At 59.3% G+C, this 24,407-nt stretch carries 19 protein-coding genes; 11 read left to right on the forward strand and 8 right to left on the reverse strand.

Translation table 11 applies throughout. The annotated features are described in order from the left end of the window. Nucleotides 1-265: 265 nt before the first annotated feature. From AC1DVF_RS07775 to AC1DVF_RS07790, 4 genes are all read left to right on the forward strand, one after another. On the forward strand, nt 266-754 hold the full coding sequence (locus tag AC1DVF_RS07775; RefSeq protein ID WP_007909797.1) for a DUF3015 domain-containing protein: 489 nt from the start codon (nt 266-268) through the stop codon (nt 752-754). 94 nt (nt 755-848) lie between these two features. Next, the gene (locus AC1DVF_RS07780; protein ID WP_099757227.1) at nt 849-2,702 is read left to right on the forward strand and encodes an Lnb N-terminal periplasmic domain-containing protein; all 1,854 of its coding nucleotides are present in this window, start codon (nt 849-851) and stop codon (nt 2,700-2,702) included. Nucleotides 2,703-2,910: 208 nt separating this feature from the next. After that, a complete protein-coding gene (locus AC1DVF_RS07785) occupies nt 2,911-3,267 on the forward strand; it encodes a hypothetical protein (RefSeq protein ID WP_093434789.1) in 357 nt (118 codons plus the stop codon). Between the two features lie 69 nt (nt 3,268-3,336). Continuing rightward, entirely contained in the window at nt 3,337-3,831 is a 495-nt protein-coding gene (locus AC1DVF_RS07790) for a GreA/GreB family elongation factor (protein WP_414925453.1), read from the forward strand. Here the strand turns inward: AC1DVF_RS07790 and gdhA are convergent. After that, a complete protein-coding gene (gene gdhA / locus AC1DVF_RS07795; protein WP_477782285.1) occupies nt 3,828-5,165 on the reverse strand; it encodes an NADP-specific glutamate dehydrogenase in 1,338 nt (445 codons plus the stop codon). The genes AC1DVF_RS07790 and gdhA overlap by 4 nt on opposite strands. A 350-nt stretch (nt 5,166-5,515) precedes the next feature. Next, nucleotides 5,516-7,180, reverse strand: coding sequence for an energy-dependent translational throttle protein EttA (gene ettA / locus AC1DVF_RS07800; RefSeq protein ID WP_099757230.1), 1,665 nt, complete (start codon nt 7,178-7,180; stop codon nt 5,516-5,518). A 285-nt stretch (nt 7,181-7,465) separates the two neighbouring features. On the opposite strand from ettA, the gene morA reads away from it, so the two are divergent. The 5 genes from morA (at nt 7,466) to AC1DVF_RS07825 (ending at nt 15,975) form a co-directional block, all read left to right on the forward strand. Then, nucleotides 7,466-11,314 carry a cyclic di-GMP receptor MorA gene (gene morA, locus AC1DVF_RS07805; protein WP_093434777.1) on the forward strand — a complete coding sequence of 1,283 codons (3,849 nt, stop codon included), beginning with the start codon at nt 7,466-7,468 and terminating at the stop codon, nt 11,312-11,314. Between the two features lie 240 nt (nt 11,315-11,554). Beyond that, nucleotides 11,555-12,808 (forward strand): serine hydroxymethyltransferase, encoded by a 1,254-nt coding sequence (glyA, locus tag AC1DVF_RS07810; RefSeq protein ID WP_093434775.1) that lies wholly within the window; start codon nt 11,555-11,557, stop codon nt 12,806-12,808. 337 nt (nt 12,809-13,145) lie between these two features. Then, the gene (locus AC1DVF_RS07815; protein ID WP_064118745.1) at nt 13,146-14,459 is read left to right on the forward strand and encodes a C4-dicarboxylate transporter DctA; all 1,314 of its coding nucleotides are present in this window, start codon (nt 13,146-13,148) and stop codon (nt 14,457-14,459) included. A gap of 82 nt (nt 14,460-14,541) precedes the next feature. Continuing rightward, nucleotides 14,542-15,246 (forward strand): FadR/GntR family transcriptional regulator, encoded by a 705-nt coding sequence (locus AC1DVF_RS07820; protein WP_460130218.1) that lies wholly within the window; start codon nt 14,542-14,544, stop codon nt 15,244-15,246. Nucleotides 15,247-15,264: 18 nt separating this feature from the next. After that, the gene (locus AC1DVF_RS07825; RefSeq protein ID WP_460089019.1) at nt 15,265-15,975 is read left to right on the forward strand and encodes a GntR family transcriptional regulator; all 711 of its coding nucleotides are present in this window, start codon (nt 15,265-15,267) and stop codon (nt 15,973-15,975) included. A 98-nt stretch (nt 15,976-16,073) separates the two neighbouring features. Here AC1DVF_RS07825 and yjiA read toward each other — a convergent pair whose 3' ends face one another. The 3 genes from yjiA to AC1DVF_RS07840 all read right to left on the reverse strand — a co-directional run bounded on the left by yjiA (nt 16,074) and on the right by AC1DVF_RS07840 (nt 19,484). Then, nucleotides 16,074-17,045: a GTPase gene (gene yjiA / locus AC1DVF_RS07830; protein ID WP_186623973.1), complete on the reverse strand. Its 972-nt coding sequence runs from the start codon at nt 17,043-17,045 to the stop codon at nt 16,074-16,076. Between the two features lie 159 nt (nt 17,046-17,204). Further along, the gene (locus tag AC1DVF_RS07835; RefSeq protein WP_003228401.1) at nt 17,205-17,402 is read right to left on the reverse strand and encodes a YbdD/YjiX family protein; all 198 of its coding nucleotides are present in this window, start codon (nt 17,400-17,402) and stop codon (nt 17,205-17,207) included. 15 nt (nt 17,403-17,417) lie between these two features. Next, a complete protein-coding gene (locus AC1DVF_RS07840; protein ID WP_093434763.1) occupies nt 17,418-19,484 on the reverse strand; it encodes a carbon starvation CstA family protein in 2,067 nt (688 codons plus the stop codon). Between the two features lie 159 nt (nt 19,485-19,643). Between AC1DVF_RS07840 and AC1DVF_RS07845 the strand changes: the two genes are divergently transcribed. Then, nucleotides 19,644-20,012 (forward strand): PilZ domain-containing protein, encoded by a 369-nt coding sequence (locus AC1DVF_RS07845; protein ID WP_093434760.1) that lies wholly within the window; start codon nt 19,644-19,646, stop codon nt 20,010-20,012. A gap of 118 nt (nt 20,013-20,130) precedes the next feature. Here the strand turns inward: AC1DVF_RS07845 and radA are convergent, their stop codons facing one another. Genes radA through katB form a run of 3 tightly spaced genes read right to left on the reverse strand, consistent with a single transcriptional unit; the run spans nt 20,131 to nt 23,690 of the window. Beyond that, complete coding sequence (radA, locus tag AC1DVF_RS07850) at nt 20,131-21,498, reverse strand: DNA repair protein RadA (protein WP_007909773.1); 1,368 nt, start codon at nt 21,496-21,498, stop codon at nt 20,131-20,133. Between the two features lie 45 nt (nt 21,499-21,543). After that, on the reverse strand, nt 21,544-22,089 hold the full coding sequence (locus AC1DVF_RS07855) for an ankyrin repeat domain-containing protein (protein ID WP_460130220.1): 546 nt from the start codon (nt 22,087-22,089) through the stop codon (nt 21,544-21,546). A gap of 59 nt (nt 22,090-22,148) precedes the next feature. After that, nucleotides 22,149-23,690: a catalase KatB gene (gene katB / locus AC1DVF_RS07860; protein ID WP_093434754.1), complete on the reverse strand. Its 1,542-nt coding sequence runs from the start codon at nt 23,688-23,690 to the stop codon at nt 22,149-22,151. Between the two features lie 286 nt (nt 23,691-23,976). On the opposite strand from katB, the gene mscL reads away from it, so the two are divergent. Then, nucleotides 23,977-24,390 carry a large-conductance mechanosensitive channel protein MscL gene (mscL, locus tag AC1DVF_RS07865; protein WP_093434751.1) on the forward strand — a complete coding sequence of 138 codons (414 nt, stop codon included), beginning with the start codon at nt 23,977-23,979 and terminating at the stop codon, nt 24,388-24,390. The last annotated feature ends 17 nt before the right edge of the window (nt 24,391-24,407 follow it).

Genomic DNA, 24,407 nt, shown 5'->3' on the forward strand with positions numbered 1-24,407 from the left:
CATTCTGGCGCTGCCTGTGCCCCACTGGCAAGGCGCGCCACATGACAAAGCATAGACAACCGGCCAAGCCTGCGGCCCGCCCCCTGAAACCGGGGTTTATTCCAAATATTTTGCAAAAAACCACGGAACCCCTGGAACGTGCCTAAACTCCAAACTGCGCGGCTGGAACTAATACCGGCCCACTGGCTTCGTTTGGCTCTGTCTCATACAGAGCTTGGGGGGCCAGAACCCTGTCCATTGGTATGCACACAAAGAGAAAAAAGCTATGAAACGGATTCTTCTCGGTACTCTCTTCACCGCTGTATCCATCAACGCAATGGCGCAAGCTCCAGGCGGCCCGGATTGCGGTTGGGGCAACATGCTGTTCGAAGGTCAGCGTGGCACCCCGGCGCACTTCCTCGCTTCCACCACCAACGGCACTTCCGGTAACGCCACCTTCGGTATGACTTCCGGCACCAACGGTTGCTCGACCAACGCGTCGCTGACCTACGGCGGCAAATCCTGGTTTGCCATGAATGGCATGATGAACGAGCTGTCCGAAGACATGGCCAAAGGCAACGGCGAAGCGCTGACGACTTATGCCGTGGTACTGGGCGTGGCGCCGGAAGACCGTGCGCACTTCGCTGCTGTGACTCACGAGCACTTCCAGCAGATCTTCAGCAAGGCTGACGTGACCGCTGAAGACGTGCATACCAACACCCTGGCCGTACTGAAATCGGATCCTCGTCTGGCCAAGTACGCAACTCAGGCTTAAGCTCGACCTCGCCCGCTTCCTTCGGGAAGCGGGTTTTGTTTTTTCGGCCCGCCCTCCTTGGGTCTTTATTTCTTTCCTGTTCAAGTTGCCGACTATGCTCAAACGCCTTGCCTGGCTGGCGCTCTGTGTCTGCGCCCCGCTGTCCGCCGCGCCCCACATCGACCCTCAACGTTTGCAGCAACTGGCCAACGACCGCTTCTGGATTTCCCTCGGTCACTACGAAACCGCCAAGCTTGGCGGCTGGCGCAGCTATGTCAGCGACAAGAAATTCTTTCTCGCGCCCGATGGCAATGAGCATCCCGACCACGAACTGGCGGCCACCGTGCAAGCGCTGTACGCCCCGGCCAGTCTTGGCGAGCAACATGCGCAATGTGTTTATCCGGCGCGCACTCGCTGGCTGAAGGCGCAACTCAATCTCAGCGATCTGCCGACACCGGCATGCGCCGAATACAAAAAGTGGTTCAAGGACGTCTCGCCGCACAGCGCGGTGATGATCTTCCCGGCGGCTTATTTGAACAGTCCGTCATCGATGTTCGGCCACACCCTGCTGCGCATCGATCAAGCCGATGTGCAGGCCGACAAGACCTCGCTGCTCAGTTACGCGATCAACTTCGGTGCCTACATCGAAGGTTCGGACAACAGCATTCTGTATGCCTGGAAAGGTTTGATGGGCGGCTATCCCGGGTTGTTCGCGCTGGTGCCCTATCAGGAAAAACTCTCGGAATACCGCAGCCTGGAAAACCGCGATCTGTGGGAATACCGATTGAATCTGACCCAGGAAGAAACCGCGCGCATGGTCGAGCATGTGTGGGAGTTGAAGCAGATCCAGTTCGACTATTTCTTCTTCGACGAAAACTGCTCGTATCGTCTGCTTGAGTTGCTGCAGGTGGCGCGGCCGAGCCTGCGCCTGACCGAACAATTCCCGTTGACCGCAATTCCCACCGACACCGTCAAAGCGGTGAAGGAAGCCGGGCTGGTGGAAAGTATCGAATACCGCCCGTCCCGCGAGCGCGAATTGCTCAGCCGTGCCGAGCCTTTGAACAGTGACGAACAGCAATGGGTGCTGAACGTCAGCGCCGATCAACAGCAGTTGCAGGATCCGGCGTTCAAAGCCCTACCCCGCGACCGTCAAGCGTTGATCATCGACGCGGCATATCGTCTGGAGCGCTACCGCGCCAACGGCCAGGAACGCGATCCACAACGGGCACAGCGCAGCTTTGAACTGCTGCGGGCGATCAACAAGAACCCCGCCCCCGAACTGGACATCCCACAACCGGGCTTGCCCGAAGACGGCCACGAATCGCGCACCTGGCAGGCCGGTCTCGGCACCCGTGGCGACCGTGCGTTCGGTGAGTACGGCTTGCGCATGGCGTATCACGACCTGAATGACAACGCCGAAAGCTTCCCGCTCGGCGCGCAGATTGAAATCCTGCAGATGAAGCTACGTCAGTACGAGGGCAATCACTGGCAGTTCCAGCAACTGGATCTGGCGACCATTCGTTCGCTGACACCGCGCAATGAGCTGCTGCAGCCACTGTCGTGGCAAGTCACTGGTGGTCTTGAGCGCGTACCGGGCAAGCACGATGACGAGACGCTGGTCAGCCACGTCAATGGTGGCGGTGGCGGCACTTGGGCGTTGGGTGATGACGTATTGGGTTTTGCCCTCGGCACCGTGCGCGTCGAGCACAACAATGACTTCGCCGAATTCGTCTCCCCGGCCGGCGGTTTCAATACCGGCGTGCTGTGGAAAAACCCGCTGGGCAATCTCAGCCTCGAAGCCAAAGGTGATTACTTTTTCAATGGCGAAGTGCGCCGCAGTCTGAGTCTGAATCAGCAGTGGGAGTTGTCGCGCAACCTTGGTTTGCGCCTGAGTGCGCAGCGTGAGTTCAGCCATCTCGCCACCCCGGAAACCGAGGTCATGCTTGAAGTGAAGTGGTATCACTACTGATCCCAAAACCAATGTGGGAGCGAGCTTGCTCGCGAAAGCGGTGGGTCAGTCGATATCAGAGTTGCCTGACACGAAGCCTTCGCGAGCAAGCTCGCTCCCACAGGGGATTTGTGGTGTTAATGGATTTTTCACGGCGCTTCGACAGCCGCCTCATGAATCAGCTTCTAGACTTTCCCCATAGGCCGGAGAACCGGCGCGGGAGAGTGCGATGTGGCGGTGTGCGGGTTTGCTGGGTGTTGTGCTGTTACTGGGCGGTTGCCAGACCACCCATGAAGATCTGATCGCCAAGGGTTATCCACCGGCCTTCGCCGACGGCTTCGATGACGGTTGTGTCAGCGGTCGTCAGGCGGCGGGTTCGATCAGCGGCGAGTTTCGCAAGAACGTGCCGCGCTATCTGAAGGACAAGCAATACGCCGAAGGCTGGACCGACGGCTTCCGCCAGTGTCAGGCAATGCTGGAAAACAAGGACCGCGAACAGTATCGCAATGAACATTGGGACGAACGCGAGCGCGCCTGGCAGCAACAGAAAGATCAGGACGCCGGGCGGGCCTATCGCTCGCAATAGTCGTTTCCAGACATCCAGTGAAACCAAATGCCTGCGAGCATGGCCCAAACCTCATACGAGGAGGACACCATGAGTCGCGCATTCGTCAACGAAGACAACGCCGCCGCGCAAGCCGATCAGCCGGTCGAACGGCAGGTCAGCACGCAGCCCAACTACGTCACTGCTCAAGGGCTCGCGCAGCTGCAGGAGAAAGTCGCCGAACTGCAAACCTTGCATGCCGAACAATCGGCCAAAGGAGAGCAGGCTGACAAGCAGCGTCTGGCGGATCTGGAAAGGGATTTGCGGTATTTCAATCAACGCCTGAGCAGCGCACAAGTCGCGGTTGCCGCGACCTCCACCGACAAAGTGCAGATCGGCAGTTGGGTGACCTACGCCGACGAACACGACACCGAACGCCGGGTGCAACTGGTCGGCGAAGATCAGGCCGATGCCAGCAAAGGCCTGATCAATTGGGGCTCACCCTTGGGCCGGGCGCTGTTCGGTGCCCGGCTCAATGACGAGGTGCTGTGGCAGCGCCCCGCCGGCGATCAAGTGATTGAAGTGATCCGCATCGAACCGGCTTAAACCACGCCCTGCGCGAGCATTGCGTCGGCGACTTTGACGAAGCCGGCGATGTTCGCGCCTTTGACGTAGTTGATGCGCCCGTTCTCTTCGCCGTAATGCACGCAAGCGTGGTGGATCGACTGCATGATCGCGTGCAGCTTGCTGTCCACCTCACCTGCCGTCCACAGCAAGCGCATGGCGTTCTGCGACATCTCCAGACCACTCACCGCCACACCGCCAGCGTTGGACGCTTTGCCCGGCGCAAACAGAATCCCGGCCTCGATAAAGATATCCACAGCCTCGAGCGTGGTCGGCATGTTCGCGCCCTCAGCTACGCACACGCAGCCATTGCGCAGCAGTGTGCGCGCGGCTTCGGCGTCGAGTTCGTTCTGCGTAGCGCACGGCAGCGCGATATCGCACGGCAACGACCACGGCAACTGACCGGCGCGGAATTCCAGGCCGAACGCTGCCGCCAGTTCGCTGATGCGTCCGCGGTTGACGTTTTTCAGTTCCAGCAGTGCCAGCCACTGCTCTTCGCTCAGCCCGGCTTCGCAATACAACGTGCCTTCGGAGTCGGACAGGGAAATCACCTTGCCGCCCAGGTCCATCACCTTGCGCGCCGCGTATTGCGCGACGTTGCCGGAACCGGAGATCGCCACACGCTTGCCTTCGACGGTCTGCCCGCGACGCTTGAGCATTTCTTCAGCGAAATATACGCAGCCGAAACCGGTGGCTTCCGGACGAATCAGGCTGCCGCCGTAGGTCATGCCTTTGCCGGTCAGCACACTGGTGAACTGGTTGCTCAGGCGCTTGTACTGGCCAAACAGGAAACCGATCTCGCGCGCACCGACGCCGATGTCACCGGCCGGCACGTCAACGTCGGCGCCGATGTGGCGGTACAACTCGCTCATGAACGCCTGGCAGAAACGCATGACTTCAGCGTCGCTCTTGCCCTTCGGATCGAAGTCGGAGCCGCCCTTGCCGCCGCCCATTGGCAGCGAGGTCAGGGAGTTTTTGAAGGTCTGTTCGAAGGCGAGGAATTTCAGCACGCCCATGTTCACCGACGGATGGAAACGCAGGCCACCCTTGTACGGGCCGATGGCGCTGTTCATCTGGATGCGGAACCCGCGATTGACCCGGACTTTGCCCTGATCGTCGACCCACGACACGCGAAACATCACCGCGCGCTCCGGCTCGCAGATGCGCTCCAGAATCCCCGCGGTCAGGTAATGCGGATTGGCTTCGAGAAACGGCCACAAACTGCGCAGGACTTCTTCGACGGCCTGGTGGAATTCGGGTTGATCCGGGTCGCGTTTTTTCAGGCGAGCGAGGAAGGATTCGACGGATTCGATCATGGGAAAAGTCTCGGCAAATTTATTGTCGTTGGAGGAGATTGGGCCGGACTGTAACAAACGAAATGCGCACAGGAACAGAGCAAAATGTCGCAGTTATGAAATTAAATGGTGCACAGGATATAAATCAGGCCGGTTTTTGGACCTGCTTTGCACTCTAATGGTGAGATTAGATTCACGTCATGCACCAACAGTTACAGCCCCTTCGCGAGCAAGCTCGCTCCCACATTTGAAATGCGTTCCCCTGTGGGAGCGAGCCTGCTCGCGAAGGGATCGCCTCGGTCTCGCTGACAAAAACCAGGCAAAAAAAACGGAGCCCGAAGGCTCCGCTCTTTTATGCCACCAACCCGATATCAGGCCAGTTTCTTGTGACGTACCCGGTGTGGCTGAGCAGCCGCTTCGCCGAGACGCTTTTTACGATCCGCTTCGTACTCGGTGTAGTTGCCTTCGAAGAACACCGCTTGCGAGTCATCTTCGTACGCCAGGATGTGCGTCGCCACACGGTCCAGGAACCACCGATCGTGAGAGATCACAATGGCAGCGCCCGGGAAGTCCAGCAGGGCTTCTTCCAGGGAACGCAGGGTTTCCACGTCGAGGTCGTTGGACGGTTCGTCGAGCAGCAGGACGTTGCCGCCCTCCTTCAGAGTCAGCGCAAGGTGCAGACGACCGCGCTCACCACCGGACAGATCCTTGACGAACTTCTGCTGATCGCCGCCCTTGAAGTTGAAACGACCAACGTAGGTACGCGACGGGATCTCGTAGTTGCCGATGCGGATCTGGTCGGAACCGTCGGAGATTTGCTGGAATACAGTCTTGCTGCCATCCAGGTCATCACGGCTCTGGTCAACGCAGGCCAGTTGCACGGTTTCACCGACTTCGATGCTGCCCGAATCCGGTTGTTCCTTGCCCATCAGCATGCGGAACAGGGTCGACTTACCGGCACCGTTACCGCCGATCACGCCGACAATGGCGCCTTTCGGCATCGAGAACGACAGGTTGTCGATCAGCACGCGATCGCCGTAGCCCTTGGTGACGTTCTTGAATTCGATGACCTTGTCGCCCAGGCGCGGACCGGCCGGGATGTAGATCTCGTTGGTTTCGCTGCGTTTCTGGAATTCCTGCGATTGCATTTCTTCGAAGCGTTGCAGACGCGCCTTGGATTTCGACTGGCGGGCTTTCGCGCCTTTGCGCACCCACTCCAGTTCTTCTTTCATGGCTTTTTCGTGCGCCGACTGCTGCTTGGATTCAGCGGCCAGACGATCGGACTTGGCTTCAAGCCAACCGGAGTAGTTGCCTTCGTATGGAATGCCCGCGCCGCGGTCGAGTTCGAGAATCCAGCCAGCGACGTTATCGAGGAAGTAACGGTCGTGCGTGATCGCTACCACAGTGCCCGGGAAGTCGTGGAGGAAGTGCTCCAGCCACGCCACCGAGTCGGCGTCCAAGTGGTTGGTCGGTTCGTCGAGCAGCAGCATGTCCGGCGCGGACAGCAGCAGACGGCACAGGGCCACACGGCGTTTTTCACCACCGGACAGGTGTTCTACTTTGGCGTCCCAGGCCGGCAGACGCAGCGCATCGGCGGCGACTTCCAGTTGACGCTCAAGGTTRTGACCATCGCTGGCCTGCAGGATCGCTTCGAGTTTGGCTTGCTCGGCGGCCAGCTTGTCGAAGTCGGCATCCGGATCGGCGTAAGCGGCGTAGACCTCGTCCAGACGCGCTTGCGCATCCTTGATCACGCTGACCGCTTCCTCGACCACTTCACGCACGGTCTTGGTCGGATCAAGTTGTGGCTCTTGCGGCAGATAACCGATGTTCAGGTCCGGCATCGGACGGGCTTCGCCCTCGAACTCGGTGTCGACGCCAGCCATGATTTTCAGCAGCGTGGACTTACCCGAACCGTTGAGGCCGAGTACACCGATCTTGGCGCCGGGGAAGAACGACAGCGAAATGTTTTTGAGAATTTCCCGCTTCGGCGGAACAACTTTGCCCAGCCGATGCATGGTGAAGACGTATTGAGCCATGGAGAACCTTGGGTCAGTGACAGATGAATGATTGCAGCGCAGGCGAAGCCCGGCCAGACCATGCGCGTCGTTCACTTGATGGTTATCAATGCGTGCGCGCTGAAAAAGTCTGAGTCTAGGAGCTGGAACGCTCCCGCGTAACCGGCAAAGCTACCTTAATGACCGGTGGCAGTCCAGCCGCGCGGGGCTGGCACTTCGCCACGACTCAAGGCATGCTAGCCGCCCTTTGGGCGTCCGGCTTATAGTGCACGTCGCGCCAGTCCAGCCAAATCGCAGGATCACAGCTTGTCCAATGTCACTCCGCCAGCTTCTGTGAGCAGCACCCCACCGGCGCCCGGCTCGTCCCTGCGCGGTACATTAAAGGGTGCGCTGGCGACGCTCGTGCTTTTATTGCTGGCGTTGCTGTTCTGGCAACTGCTCGATCAACTGCGCGAAACCCAGAAAAACCAGCGTCAGTACACCATCGATTACACCGCCGACCTCGCCGCGCAGGTCAGCCTGAACATGGCGCTGAACGCGCAAATCGCCCTCAATCTGCTACCGATCGTCGAACAACCGCAATCAGCCGACGAACAGCAGGTGCTATTGCGCAAGCTCCAGCAATCCTTGCCTGACCTGCGCAGCCTGGCCCTGCTCACCCCTTCCGGCAAAATCATCAGCGACAGTGACGACAACAGCCACGACGCCAGCTACCTCACCGAACTGGTACGCCGCAGCCGTGCACAGGCGCATTACTTCAGCAACGCCGACGATGGTTCTGTGGTGCATCTGTTATTGCATCAGGCCAGCGGCAGCACGCGCGGTTATTGGGCATTGCGCCTGACGCCGACGTTCTTCGACTCGCTGACCAAACAGGGCGAAACCGGCATCCGCCCGTTGTGGCTGGTGGAAAACCGCCTCAATCATCAGATCATCAGCCGTGACGAAGCGCAGCCCTCGGCCAAGGCTGGCGTCTTGAGTCCGGACGACATGGCCAACACGGTGTTGACCGTGCCGCTGAGCAGCAGCGACTGGCAGTTGCGTGGTCTGTTTGACCGCCAGCGTGTGCTCGAAGAACTGCTGCCGGCGTTCATCGGCAAATGCCTGCTGGGCCTGGCGTTCTCGATGTTGCCGGTGATTGCCCTGCTCAACATGCGCCGGCGCCAGCGCCAGTTGCATGAGGGTCGCCGGCGTTATCAGGACATCTTCGAAGGCACTGGCGTGGCCCTCTGTGTGCTGGACCTGTCCGGTCTGAAGCAGGTCTTCGACAAGGCGCAGATCCAGACCAGCGACCAGCTCAAGGCCTGGCTCGACCAACCGGCGCAACGCCAGCAACTGTTGCAGGAACTGCGCGTCACCGAGGTCAACCAGGTCGCGCTGCAACTGCTTAACGTCAACTCCTGCGAGCACGCCTGGCAGCTGTTGATCGACGGCCATCCGCACCGCCAGTGCGCCATCGGCAATCAAGTGCTCGACGCTGTGTTGCAGCAACAAAAGCAGCTGGAACTGGAAATCAAACTGCCGGACATCAACGGCCGCGACCAGCACCTGTGGATGGTGTTGCGTCTGCCGACCGAGCAGCACGACTACAAAGCGGTGATCCTCAGCATCAACGACATCACCAGCCGCAAGCTGATCGAACTGTCGCTGCTCGAACGTGAAGGCTTCTGGTCAGACGTGGTGCGCACCGTGCCGGATCATCTGTATGTGCAGGACGTGATCAGCCAGCGGATGATTTTCAGCAACCACCACCTCGGTCAGACCCTCGGCTACAACCGCACCGAACTGCACCAGATGGGTGAGTATTTCTGGGAGATCCTGCTGCACCCGGAAGATGCCGACTACTACCATCGCTCGCGGCAGATGCAGCGCCACGCCGGTTACAGTCAGTTGCTCCAGTGCCAGTTGCGTTTCCGCCATCGCGACGGCAAATGGCGGCGTTTCGATATTCGCGAACAAGCGCTGGCCCGGGACAAACACGATCAGGTCACGCGGATCATCGGCGTGGCCAAGGACATCACCGAACAGATCGAAGCCAGCGAATCCCTGCGCGACAGCGAGCAGCGCTACCGCATGCTCGCCGAAAGCATCAGCGACGTGATTTTCTCCACCGACAGCAAGCTCTCGCTGAACTACGTCAGCCCGTCGGTGCAGGCGGTGCTGGGTTATGACGCGGAGTGGATTTTCCAGAACGGCTGGCAATCGACCATTGCCAACCCGCAGCAACTGAGCGGCATCTACACGCTGATGGATCGCGTCAGCAAGGCGTTGGACAAACCCGAGCAACTGGCGGTGTTGCGCAACCAGGTACAGACGCAATTGTTCCTGTTCGACTGCCTGCGCGCCGATGGCCGCAAGATCCCGATCGAGCTGCGTCTGGTGCTGGTGTGGGATGAACATGGCGCGTTCGAAGGCGTACTCGGTGTCGGTCGCGACATCAGTCAGCAGCGCCGCGCCGAGAAAGACCTGCGCATGGCCGCCACGGTTTTCGAACACTCGACCTCGGCGATCCTGATCACCGACCCGGCCGGTTACATCGTGCAAGCCAACGAAGCCTTCAGTCGCGTCAGCGGTTATGCCGTGAGCGAAGTGCTCGACCAATTGCCGAACATGCTCACCGTTGATGAACAACAGGACGCGCACCTGCGCTACGTGCTCAAACAATTGCATCAGCACAGCACCTGGGAAGGTGAAGTCTGGCTCAAGCGCCGTAACGGCGAGCATTACCCGGCGTGGGTCGGCATCACCGCGGTGCTCGACGACGAAGGCGATCTGGCCAGTTACGTGTGCTTCTTCAGCGATATCAGCGAACGCAAGGCCAGCGAGCAGCGGATTCACCGCCTCGCCTACTACGACGCCCTGACCCACTTGCCGAACCGCACGCTGTTCCAGGATCGTCTGCACACCGCGCTGCAATCGGCCGAGCGGCAGAAGTCGTGGGTGGTGCTGATGTTCCTCGACCTCGACCGTTTCAAACCGATCAACGACTCCCTCGGTCACGCCGCTGGCGACCGCATGTTGAAAGACATGGCCACGCGCCTGTTGGCCTGCGTCGACGATGACGACACCGTGGCGCGCATGGGCGGCGACGAATTCACACTGCTGCTGCAACATCGCTCCAGCCGCGAACTGGCGCTGAACCGGGCGATTCATGTGGCCGAGCAGATCCTCGGCAGCCTGGTGCGGCCATTCGTGCTCGAAGGCCGCGAGTTCTTCGTCACCGCCAGTATCGGCATCGCCCTGAGTCCACAGGACGGCAACGAACTCAGCCAGTTGATGAAGAACGCCGACACCGCGATGTACCACGCCAAGGAGCGCGGCAAGAACAACTTCCAGTTCTATCAGGCCGACATGAACGCCAGTGCGCTGGAGCGTCTGGAACTGGAAAGCGATTTGCGCCACGCCTTGGAACAGAACGAATTCGTCCTGTATTACCAACCGCAATTCAGCGGTGACGGCAAACGCCTGACCGGCGCCGAAGCGCTGTTACGCTGGCGCCATCCACGCCGTGGCCTGGTGCCGCCGGGGGATTTCATTCCGGTGCTGGAAGAGCTGGGTCTGGTGGTGGACGTCGGCGACTGGGTGATCAGCGAGGCGTGTCGTCAGTTGAAGACCTGGCACCAGAATCGTGTGCGTGTGCCGAAGGTGTCGGTGAACATCTCGGCGCGGCAATTCTCCGATGGCCAGCTCGGCACGCGGATCGCCACAATCCTGCGTGAAACCGGCCTGCCACCGGCGTGTCTGGAGCTGGAGCTGACCGAAAGTATCCTGATGCGCGAAGTCAGCGAAGCGATGCAGATTCTCGCCGGGCTGAAAAACCTTGGCCTGAGCATTGCGGTCGACGACTTCGGCACCGGTTACTCATCGCTGAACTACCTAAAACAATTCCCGATCGACGTGTTGAAGATTGACCGCACCTTTGTCGATGGTTTGCCGTCCGGTGAGCAGGACGCGCAGATCGCCCGGGCGATCATCGCCATGGCGCATAGCCTGAATCTGGCGGTGATCGCCGAGGGCGTGGAAACCCATGAACAGCTGGACTTCTTGCGTGAGCATGGTTGCGATGAGGTTCAGGGGTATCTGTTCGGGCGGCCGATGCCGGCGGGGCGGTTTGAGGCGCAGTTCAGTAATGATGCACTGTTCATGTTCGACTGAAGTCCTGCGGCGCGGCATTCGCGAGCAGGCTCGCTCCCACAAGGGATTGATGTCGGTCAGGAAATCGCAAGAGCACCCCGGTTACTGTGGGAGCGAGCCTGCTCGCGAAGAGGCCTTCAAAAGCACCGCACATCTGTCATGAACGCCACTTGTCTGCGACATGATGTCGTTTCATATGCCATCCAAAACCCATTGGGTTAGAATGCCCCCCTTTTCTGCCCCCGATCCTTGAGGACCGCCATGTTCAGCCGTGATTTGACTATTGCCAAGTACGACGCCGACCTTTTTGCCGCCATGGAGCAAGAAGCTCAGCGCCAGGAAGAACACATTGAGCTGATCGCTTCGGAAAACTACACCAGCCCAGCGGTGATGGAAGCTCAAGGCTCGGTCCTGACCAACAAGTACGCTGAAGGCTACCCAGGCAAGCGTTACTACGGTGGTTGCGAGTACGTTGACGTTGTTGAGCAACTGGCCATCGACCGCGCCAAGGAACTGTTCGGCGCCGATTACGCCAACGTTCAGCCGCACGCCGGTTCGCAAGCCAACGCCGCTGTTTACCTGGCCCTGCTGCAAGGTGGCGACACCATTCTGGGCATGAGCCTGGCACACGGTGGTCACCTGACCCACGGCGCCAGCGTTTCCTCCTCCGGCAAGCTGTACAACGCCGTACAGTACGGCATCGACGCCAACGGCCTGATCGACTACGACGAAGTCGAGCGTCTGGCGGTTGAGCACAAGCCGAAAATGATCGTGGCCGGTTTCTCTGCCTACTCGCAGATTCTCGACTTCCCACGCTTCCGCGCCATCGCCGACAAAGTCGGTGCTTACCTGTTCGTCGACATGGCTCACGTGGCCGGTCTGGTTGCCGCTGGCGTTTACCCGAACCCGGTGCCTTTCGCTGACGTCGTGACCACCACCACCCACAAGACCCTGCGCGGTCCACGTGGTGGCCTGATCCTGGCTCGCGCCAACGCCGAGATCGAGAAGAAGCTGAACTCCGCGGTATTCCCGGGTGCCCAGGGTGGCCCGCTGGAGCACGTGATCGCCGCTAAAGCGATCTGCTTCAAGGAAGCGCTGCAGCCTGAGTTCAAGGCCTACCAGGAACAAGTGGTGCTGAACGCCCAGGCCATGGCCGAAGTGTTCATCGAGCGCGGTTTCGACGTAGTGTCGGGCGGTACCAAGAACCACCTGTTCCTGCTGTCGCTGATCAAGCAGGACATCTCCGGTAAAGACGCCGACGCCGCGCTGGGCAAAGCGTTCATCACCGTGAACAAGAACTCCGTGCCAAACGATCCACGCTCGCCGTTCGTCACGTCCGGCCTGCGCTTCGGTACTCCGGCTGTGACCACTCGTGGCTTCAAGCAAGCCGAGTGCAAAGAGCTGGCTGGCTGGATCTGCGACATCCTGGCTGACCTGAACAACGAAGCGGTGATCGACGCCGTTCGTGAGAAAGTCAAAGCCATCTGCAAGAAACTGCCGGTATACGGCGCTTAATTGCGACGTTAAACCCGCAGCATGAAAAACCGGCCAAGTGATTGGCCGGTTTTTTTTCGCCCCTGATTTCCCGTGTAGGAGCTGCCGAAGGCTGCGATCCTTTGATCTGGATCTTAAAAACAAGATCAAAAGATCGCAGCCTTCGGCAGCTCCTACACGTGGTTTTGGCCACTGGTCAGACCGGTCATGCCAATTTTGATATTTTCACTTGTCATCGCGAAAAAACCGAGCGTAGACTGCACCCGCACTGGACATACCGGTAAGACCACAATAATTAAGTCCTGAATCTGATGCGTTCAAGCGCACGGCAGCCAGGACACCGACCAGGATTCCTCCCATGCTCAGATGGTGCTCGCGTTCAATCTTCCTCCAAGTGGTTCTCGGACTGATGCTCGGCATCGTCTGCGGGCTGACCCTTCCTGAATACTCGGCCCAGCTCAAACCGCTCGGCGACGGCTTCATCAAACTGATCAAGATGCTCATCGGCCTGATCGTGTTCTGCGTGGTGGTCAGCGGCATCAGCGGTGCCGGCGATCTGAAGAAGGTCGGGCGCATCGGCCTCAAATCGGTGATCTACTTCGAAGTCCTGACCACCATCGCGCTGGTGATCGGCCTGGTTTTCGCCTTCAGCACCGGCATCGGCAGCGGCGCGAATATCCATCTCGAGCAATTGTCCGCCGCCGATATGGGCGATATCGCCGAACGCGGCCAGCACATGCACACCACCACGCAGTTCCTCATGGACCTGATCCCAACCTCGGTGATCGGCGCCTTCGCCGACAACAATATCCTGCAAGTGCTGCTGTTTTCGGTGCTGTTTGGCAGCGCGTTGAATCTGGTCGGTGAAGCGGCCTCCGGGATCTCCCGACTGATCAACGAACTGAGCCATGTGATCTTCCGCATCATGGGCATGATCGTGCGTCTGGCACCGATCGGCGTGTTCGGCGCCATAGCCTTCACCACCAGCAAATACGGCCTCGATTCGCTGCAGCACCTGGGCAGTCTGGTCGGCTTGTTCTACCTGACCTGCATCGCATTCGTCAGCGTGATTCTCGGTCTGGTGATGCGTGCTTCCGGCCTGCGCATGTGGCCGCTGTTGAAGTATCTGCGTGAAGAACTGCTGATCGTCATGGGCACGGCATCGTCCGACGCCGTGCTGCCACAGATCATGCGCAAACTCGAACACCTCGGCATTGGCAGCTCGACCGTGGGTCTGGTGATTCCGACCGGCTACTCGTTCAACCTCGACGGTTTCTCGATCTACCTGACTTTGGCCATCGTATTCATTGCCAACGCCACCGGCACACCATTGGCGATGACTGACTTGCTGACGATTCTGCTGGTGTCGCTGATCACCTCGAAAGGAGCCCACGGGATTCCCGGTTCGGCACTGGTGATTCTCGCAGCGACGCTGACCGCGATCCCGGCTATTCCGGTGGTCGGTCTGGTGTTGGTGTTGGCGGTGGACTGGTTCATGGGCATCGGCCGGGCACTCACCAATCTCATCGGCAACTGCGTCGCCACGGTGGCGATCGCCCGTTGGGAAAAAGACATTGATGTACAGCGAGCCAACAAAGTACTGAGCGGTCAGCAGGGCTACACCTTTCAGCCGCGTAAAGCAGCAACTCCGGCGCACCAGCAGGAGTTCTGATTTCAACCCTGCAGGCGCTGCCGCAAGCGGCGATTTTTTGATCGAATTTGCGGCGGCCTCGCAGGCACATGGAGCAAGACAAGTGATTACCACATCAACCGTCGTCAACTCAGTCGTAGAAAAACTCCGCGCCGCATTGGCCAGCGGCCAGTGGCGCTCCGGCGACATGCTGCCGGGTCAGCGCGAACTGGCCGAACAACTGGGCATCAGCCGCCCGAGCCTGCGCGAAGCGGTGATCGTTCTGGAAACCCTTGGCCTCGTACGCTCGATGCCAGGCAAAGGCGTAGTCGTACTCGACGCGCAACTCAGCGACAGCCAAAGCCATGACAGTGCAGTCGCCGGTGCCAGCCTCGAAGACGTGCTGCAACTGCGCTACACCCTTGAGCCGTTCATTGTCGGTCTGGTCGCACAATCGATCAGCAGCAAGGAAGTCGGCCAGTTGCGCCTGACCCTGATGGACATGCGCGAAGCCCTCGAAGCCGGCGACAGTGAGGCCGGGGTCAGCGCCTACATCGCCTTCCACGAAGAGCTGTTCACCCTGACCTCGAATCCGATCTTCCAGAGTGTGGTGCAGCAAACCAGCAACGCACTCAAGCAGAGTGCCGAGGTGCTGCGCAATTCCCCTGAACATCTGGCGGAACGCCTCGAAGAAAACGAAGCCGTAGTCCGCGCGATCCGCAGCAAGAACAGCGCCCAGGCCAGCGCCGAAATGCGTCGGCATATTCTGCGCGAAGGCCAGCGCATGGGCATTGAGCTGAATATTCCGGAAGACAACTTGAGTCGCTGATCCAATGGGAGACCGGTCATGAACAGTTTCGCCTCACCGTCGCCAACCCGATCGACTGCTGCCCCCCTGCCCTTCTCCCGCCTGCGCGCATCGGTGGAGGATCTGTATCCGCGGCTGTTCGATGCGATTCTGGAACAGCGCATCGATTCGGCCAGCCGTTTTACCGAGGACAGTTTGAAAGAGATGTTCGGCGCCAGTCGCGCCGACGTGCGCCGGGTGCTGACCCAACTGTCCCATGAGCACGTCATTGTCTTGCGCGCCAATCACCGGCCGCGGGTGGCGGCACCTGATCGGGAACAAACGCGGCAGGCCCTGCATGCGCGGCGGCTGACCGAGAGCACGCTGGTGCGTCTGGCCTGTCAGCGTCCGCAGGCAGACGATTTGAAGCACCTTCGCACGCTGATCGAGCGCGAACGTCAAGCGGTCGAGCAGGATCGGCGGGGTGCGGCGATTCGCTTGTCCGGGGAGTTTCATCTGCAATTAGCACAAATGGCGGGGAATGCACCACTGGCGCATTTTCTTGGCAGTCTGGTGCCGCTGACGTCACTGGCGATTGCGCGAAGTGAGGGCCAGACGCATAGCTGTTGCGCTTGGAAGGAGCATTTGGCGTTGGTGGAAGCAGTAGAGCGAGGCGATGCTTCCAAGGCCGGGATGCTGATGAATCGGCATTTGAATCTTCTTGAACAGACACTGCTCGGTTCAGACCTTGAGCATTGTGCTGTCGGTTAGATAGCTATCGCGAGCAGGCTCACTCCTACATTTGAAATGCGTTCCCCTGTAGGAGTGAGCCTGCTCGCGATGGCGTCATTACGGGCACCGAAAGCCCATCAGGCAGAAGCCACTCTGGCAAACCCCGCCCGAATCTTCTCTTCCGGCAAATCATCGGCAATAAACACAATCACACTTTCCCGCGCCTCACCCTCGGCCCATTCGGTATCCCAGTCAAAACCATAAAGCTTCAACACCCCCTGAAACACCAGGCGCCGATCCTCACCCGCGATGTTCAGCACACCTTTGTAACGCAACAATTGCTTACCGTGCTCTTCGAGCAATTCATTCATGAACTCGCTGAGCTGATCGATATCCAGCGGCTGATCGGTGCGCAATACCAGACTCGAAATACGATCAATTGACGGCGCCTTGCTCACCGGACGCAGGCTCAATCCGCCGCCGAGATCGGCGTTGAGGTTGAAGCCGCGCACATCAAGAAGTTCTGCCAGATCAATGGTGCCGTGCTCGACTACACGAATCGGCGCCCGGCGGTTGATCCGTGTCAGCCGTTCGCTCAGCGCGTTGAACGTGGCTTCGTCGACCAGATCGGTCTTGCTCACCAACAAGCGGTCGGCAAAACCGATCTGCGCCTGGGCGATGGTCTGGGTCAGGTGTACGTCGGCGTGGGCGGCATCGACCAGGGTGATGATGCCGTCGAGCAGGTAGCGCTCGCGCAATTCCTCATCGATGAAAAAGGTCTGCGCCACGGGTGCCGGATCGGCCAGGCCGGTGCACTCGATGACCAGACGATCGAACGCGATCTCACCGCTGTCCAGCCGTTCAAGCAGCAGGTACAGCGCTTTGGTCAGGTCTGTGTGAATGGTGCAGCACACGCAGCCGTTGGCCAGGGTCATGACTTGCACCGGCTCATCACCGAGCAACTGAGTGTCGATGCCAGCGTCGCTGAATTCGTTTTCGATCACGGCGATTTTCAGGCCGTGCTCGGCTTTGAGGATATGGCGCAGCAAGGTGGTCTTACCGGCGCCGAGGAAACCGCTGAGTACCGTGACCGGGATGGGAGAGGACAAAACTCGATCTCCTTCAAATGAATGAACAACACAAAAACAAATGTGGGAGCGAGCTTGCTCGCGAAAGCGGTGTGCCAGTCAAATTATTCATCAACTGACATTCCGTATTCGCGAGCAGGCTCGCTCCCACAGGGATTACCTCAACCTTGCGCTGTCAGCTCAACAGCACTTCGGCCCACCCTTGCCACCGTAACGCGCCTCCTGACGTTCGCGAAAGAACATCTCGTAGCTCATCACCGGTTTGTCCGGGTGCTTGGTTTGCATATGCTCGACGTAGGTGTCGTAGTCGGGCATGCCGACCATCAGACGCGCGGCCTGACCGAGGTATTTACCGAGGCGACTCAGGTCATTGAACATGGTGCAATCCTCTGGTTACGCATCCGGCAGGGCCTGGAATGGCGATTCTTTATCCGTACGCTCTTTCTTGCCCCAGGCGGCGATGCCGACCTTCAGCGCATAGAACAGGATGCTGAAGACCACGAACAGGAACAGCGCGGTAAGCGTTGCGTTGGTATAAGCGTTGAAGATCACGTGCTGCATCTGCTCGACGCTTTTTGCCGGTGCCAGCACCTGACCATTGGCCAGCGCATCGCTGTATTTCTTGGCCAGCGACAGGAAACCGATCGCCGGGTTGGCATCGAACAGTTTGATGAAGCCAGCGGTCGTGGTGCAGATCAACAGCCAGGTGGCTGGCAGCAGGGTGACCCAGATGTAGCGCTGACGCTTCATCTTGATCAGCACCACGGTGCCGAGCATCAGCGCGATACCGGCCAGCATCTGGTTGGAGATACCGAACAATGGCCACAAGGTATTGATGCCGCCCAACGGATCGATCACGCCTTGGTACAGCAACCAGCCCCACATCGCCACACAACCGGCGGTGGCGATCAGGTTGGCAGTCCACGACTCGGTGCGTCTCAGCGCCGGCACGAAAGAACCGAGCAGATCCTGCAGCATGAAGCGCCCGGCACGGGTGCCGGCGTCCACAGCCGTCAGGATGAACAGCGCTTCGAACAGAATCGCGAAGTGGTACCAGAACGCCATGGTGTTTTCACCCGGCAGGACACTGTGCAGGATCTGCGCGATACCGACCGCCAGGGTCGGCGCACCGCCGGCACGGGCCAGAATGGTGGTTTCACCAATGTCATGCGCCACGGCTTGCAGCGCTTCCGGCGTGATCGCGAAGCCCCAGCTGGAAACCACTTGCGCAACCGATGCGACATCACTGCCGACCACAGCAGCCGGGCTGTTCATGGCGAAGTACACGCCAGGCTCGATCACCGACGCGGCAACCATGGCCATGATCGCCACGAACGATTCCATCAACATGCCGCCGTAGCCGATGTAGCGAGCGTTGGTTTCGTTATCCAGCAGCTTCGGCGTGGTGCCCGAAGAGATCAGTGCGTGGAAACCGGATACCGCGCCGCAGGCGATGGTGATGAACAGGAACGGGAACAGACCGCCCTTCCACACCGGGCCAGTGCCGTCGACGAACTGGGTCAGCGCCGGCATTTTCAGCTCGGGCATGGTGATCAGAATACCGATCGCCAGGGCGACGATGGTGCCGATTTTCAGGAACGTCGACAGATAGTCGCGCGGTGCCAGAATCAGCCAAACCGGCAGCGATGCAGCGACGAAACCGTAACCGACCAGCATCCAGGTAATCTGCACGCCGGTGAAGGTGAAGGCCTTGGCCCACACCGGATCAGCGGCGATCTGACCACCGAGCCAGATCGACCCGAGCAGCAGCAACACGCCGACCACGGAGATTTCGCCGATGCGGCCCGGGCGGATGTAGCGCATGTAAATGCCCATGAACATCGCGATCGGAATGGTCGCCATTACGGTGAAGATGCCCCACGGGCTCTCGGCCAATGCTTTAACCACGATCAGCGCCAGCACTGCGAGGATGATGATCATGATCAGGAAGCAGCCGAACAGGGCGATGGTGCCGGGCACGCGGCCCATTTCTTCACGCACCATGTCGCCCAGGGAACGGCCGTTGCGCCGGGTCGACATGAACAGCACCATGAAGTCCTGCACCGCGCCCGCCAGCACCACACCGGCAATCAGCCAAAGCGTGCCGGGCAAGTAGCCCATCTGCGCGGCCAGCACCGGGCCGACCAAAGGTCCGGCGCCCGCGATCGCGGCGAAGTGGTGACCGAAAAGAATGTGTTTGTTGGTCGGCACATAGTCCAGACCGTCGTTGTTGAGCACGGCGGGGGTTGCCCGACGCGGGTCCAGTTGCATCACATTGTTGGCGATGAACAGACTGTAGTAACGGTACGCAACCAGATAAATGGCCACAGCGGCGACCACGATCCACAAGGCGTTGATTGCCTCGCCGCGGCGCAATGCCACTACGCCAAGGGCGCACGCTCCTACGATTGCCAGCACTAGCCAGGGTAAGTGGCGTAGCAGGCTATTATTATTTTTCATTTTATTATTCCAGCCAGGGTGGACAAGAAAGACAGCCACCCCGAGTTTAGCGCTTACGGCGCCAAAGGCCATACCCCGACGTTGGTCTAGACGCTTTAGCGATTGGCTGGCGCCCGCATTCGCGGTCTATAGTCAGCGAACCTTCATGAGGATTGCGCCATGAGCGAGCACCCAGCTGAGCGTCGCCGCTTCAAACGTATCGCGTTCGATGCCAAGACTGAATTGAGTCAGGGCGAGTACATCTGGCCGGTCAAATTGATTGATCTGTCGCTCAAGGGTCTGTTGATCGATAAACCCGAGCCGTGGCTAGGTGATCGGGAGCGGCATTTTCTGGTCGATATTCATCTCAACGATGAGGTCGGCATCAAGATGGAGGTGCAACTGACCCACGACGACCATGGCCAGCTCGGCTTCGTCTGCAAGCACATCAGCCTGGAGTCCATCGAACGCCTGCGGCGCTTGATTGAGTTCAACCTGGGTGACCCGCAGGAGCTGGAACGCGAACTGGGTGCCTTGATCGAAATCTAGCCATCACTGCAAATCCCCTGTGGGAGCGAGCGTGCTCGCGAAGACGGTGTGTCATTGAGCAATGCTGCCGACTGACACGACCCCTTCGCGAGCAGGCTCGCTCCCACAGGTTCGGAGTTCACTCAAACAATGCGTCGAGGGCCTGTTCGAGGCGGGTCACGGCGATGATCTGCAAACCCGGAGGCGATTCCTTCGGCGCATTGCCCTTCGGCACGATCGCCCGCTTGAAGCCATGCTTGGCCGCCTCCTTCAGACGCTCCTGCCCACTCGGCACCGGGCGCACTTCACCCGACAACCCGACCTCACCGAACACCAGCAGATCATGCGGCAACGGCCGGTTGCGCAAGCTCGACATGACCGCCGCCATCAACGCCAGATCCGATGCTGTCTCCAACACCTTTACCCCACCGACCACGTTAAGGAACACGTCCTGATCATGGGTCGGAATGCCGCCATGGCGATGCAAAACTGCGAGCAACATCGCCAAACGGTTTTGATCCAGCCCCAGCGTCACCCGACGCGGATTGGCCAGATGGCTGTCATCAACCAGCGCCTGCACTTCCACCAGCATCGGCCGCGTGCCTTCCCACGTGGCCATGACCACGCTGCCGGGGACTTCTTCCTGCGCACGAGTGAGAAAAATCGCCGAAGGGTTGGAGACTTCTTTCAACCCCTTGTCGGTCATGCCGAACACACCGAGTTCGTTGACCGCACCGAAACGGTTTTTCACCGCACGCAGCAAACGCAAACGCCCATCGGACTCGCCTTCGAAATACAGCACAGTGTCTACCATGTGCTCCAAGACGCGAGGACCGGCCAGCGCGCCCTCCTTGGTCACGTGGCCGACGAGAAAAATCGCCGTGCCGCTCTGTTTTGCATAACGCACCAGCAGCGCCGCGCTCTCACGTACCTGGGAAACACCGCCGGGGGCCGATTGCAGCTGTTCGGTGAAGATCGTCTGGATCGAGTCGATCACCATCACCTTGGGCTTTTCCTGACGGGCGGTGGCGATGATGGTTTCGATGCAGGTTTCGGTCATTACCCGCAGTTGATCCTGCGGTAAGCCGAGGCGCCGGGCACGCATGGCCACTTGCTGTTGGGATTCTTCGCCGGTGACGTAGAGAGCCGGCATGCTTTTGGCCAGGTTGCACAAGGTCTGCAACAGAATGGTCGATTTGCCGATACCCGGATCACCGCCGATCAGCACCACAGAGCCGTCGACCAGACCGCCACCGAGGACCCGGTCCAGCTCACCCGACGCTGTGGAAAAGCGCGGAATTTCTTCGATGCTGACTTCGGCCAGGGTCTTGATCTGCGCCTGCTGCCCGGCCCAGCCGGTGCGGCCGGTCGGTGCCGTGGCGCCGCCGCTTTCGATCATGGTCTCGGTCAGGGTGTTCCAGGCGCCGCACTCGCCGCACTGGCCCGCCCACTTGGGAAAGGTTGCGCCGCACTCGGTGCAACCGTACATGCGCTTGGCCTTGGCCATCAGAACCCCCGACAAAAACCGCGATGATAACGCACGTACCGCCGATCAGCGCGGCGCCGCACTACGGATTTCGCCACTGGCCAGACGCGCGGCGCTATTACCCAACGGATCTTCGGCATTCAGGTCCGCGCCCTTGGCTTTCAGCGCATCAAGCAATTCCAGGCGCTTGAACAATCCGGCGTACATGGCTGCCGTCTGCCCGGCGCCATTGCGCTGATCGGGGCTGCAATCGGTGGCCATCAAGCGTCGGGCGATCTGTACTTCACCTTTGAAAATCGCCCCCATCAGCGCGGTGTTGCCACGTTGATCCTGGGCACAGGCATCGGCACCGGCTGCAAGTAAGCGCTCCACGGCCGGAGCCTGACCGTGATAGGCCGCCAGAATCAGCGCGGTGTAACCCTTGCTGTCGCGGGTGTCGAGGGAATACCCGGACTCGATGAACGTGTCGAGCATCGGCACATCACCGCGTCGGGCCGCATCGAAGTAATAGTCGCGCAGTTGCGCCTGGATTGCCTCGGGACTCTGCTCGACCGGTGCCGCCCATGCCGCGAACGACAGGCAACCGGCCAAGAGTAAAAGACAGCTTCGCATCAGCATTCTCCTTTAACGGAACGGGGCCTGACTCAGGCCCCGCGTGCGCTGCATCGGTATCAGTCGACCAGTTTCGCTGCCAGCGCCTTGACCCGGCTCAGGTCGCCTTTGGCCACTTCAGTGACGCCAGTGCCATATTCCGGATCGGCCTTATAAAGGAAGGACAGGATGATGTGCTTGCTCTCGTCATCGGTGGTTGCCAGCGAGCCGCCGAAGCTGTCGATCAAGTCCCGGCGTTCTTGCTTGCTGAACGAGCGATACAGATCGCCGGCCTGCTTGAAGTTCTGCTCACGCTGGATTTTCGCCTGCTGGGTGCTGCCCGATAGCGCCGATTGGCTGTAACGCGCGCTTGGCGTCTCGTCACGGGGTTGCAGTCGGCTTGGCTGGTAGTTCACACCGCTGTTGCTGGCACCGAAGTTCATTGCGCCATCCTGATTGCCATTGTTCACGGCAACTTTCGGCGCATTGATCGGCAATTGCAGGGCATTGGCACCCAGGCGATACATTTGCGTATCGGCATAGGAGAACACTCGACCTTGTAACAAACGGTCTTCGGAAGGTTCGATACCTGGAACTACATTGGCTGGCGCCATGGCCACTTGTTCGGTTTCCTGGAAGACATTCGCCGGATTACGGTTCAACACCATTTGTCCAACTTTTCGCTCAGGAATACCTGGCCAGATCTTGGTAGCGTCTAATGGATCAAATTCAAACTTGGACAAATCTTGTGGTTTCAGCACTTGAATGTACAAGTCCCATTTCGGGAAGTTACCTTTATTAATGTTGCTCACCAGGTCATTGGTCATATGACTGTAGTCTTGACCCTGGACGTTCGCGACTTGTTTTGGCGTGAGGTTATTAAGTCCCTGCAAGCTCTTCCAGTGAAACTTGACGTAGTGGACTTCACCCTTGGCGTTAATCAACTTGTAAGCATGAACACCATTACCGTCCATTTCTCGATAACTGGCCGGCGTTCCCGAGTTCGAATACAACTCGGTCAGGGTACGGGTGGCTTCCGGTACATGGGAGAAGAAGTCGAATCGGCGAGAATCGTCATCTAGGTTAGTCCGAGGGTCCGGTTTGAAGGCATGCACCATGTCCGGAAACTTGATCGCGTCACGGATGAAAAAGGTCGGAAAATTGTTGCCGACCAGGTCCCAGTTGCCGTCGGCCGTGTAGAACTTGGTGGCGAAACCTCGTGGATCACGCAGGGTTTCCGGCGAGTGATTACCGTGCACCACCGCAGAGAAGCGTACGAACACCGGTGTGCTCTGGCCAGCAGCAAACACTTTGGCCTTGCTCAGGTCGCTGAGATCGTTGGTGACCGTGAACGTGCCATGGGCGCCAGTGCCTCGGGCGTGAACCACGCGCTCGGGAATGCGCTCGCGATCGAAGCGCTGCAGCTTCTGAATCAACTGCACATCCTGCAGCAGCACCGGGCCGCTGGCACCGGCGGTCTGCGAGTTCTGATTGTCGCCGACGGCGGCACCGTTATCGCGGGTCAGGGGCGCGGCGTTAACCGAAAAGGTCAACAGGCTGGCGGTGAGTACACCGAGGGTGCGGCGACGGGGAAAAGCCCCCAGTCCAAGTGCGGAATTCATATCAGGATCCTCTGGTTGTTTTGGGGCGCATCCAGATGCGCCAACCCAAGGCTAGAGGCCTGCGGCGTTGAACATAAATAGAAAGAACGTAACACCATGATTGAGAAAATTGGCTTTCCGATCAGCGAGTTACAGTATATTTCGCGCGCGATTGATGGCACTTTGCAAACTAATCGCCAATTGATGTGTCGATAAAAACGGGCATTGTAAGAAGGTGTTTCGCGCAGGACGCGTTTTGCTGATTTACACTGCGTACACCAAACTCATCTGTAACAAGGAAATAACTATGGGCGTGCTTAGCGAGTTCAAGGCCTTCGCGGTCAAAGGCAATGTGGTCGACATGGCCGTTGGTATCATCATCGGTGCTGCCTTCGGCAAGATTGTTTCGTCATTTGTCGGTGACGTCATCATGCCGCCAATCGGCCTGTTGATCGGTGGGGTGGACTTCAGTGATCTGGCCGTCACGCTCAAGGCCGCCGAGGGCAATGCGCCTGCAGTGGTAATGGCCTACGGCAAATTCCTGCAGACCATTCTGGACTTCGTGATCGTCGCGTTCGCCATTTTCATGGGTGTCAAAGCGATCAACCGCCTCAAACGCGAAGAAGCCGTGGCCCCTACCCTGCCACCGGTTCCGACCAAGGAAGAAGAGTTGCTGGGCGAGATCCGCGACTTGCTCAAGGCCCAGAACACCCGGCCCTGAATGCTGTGCACGATAGA

The organism is Pseudomonas sp. P4_D7 (genome assembly GCF_056401755.1).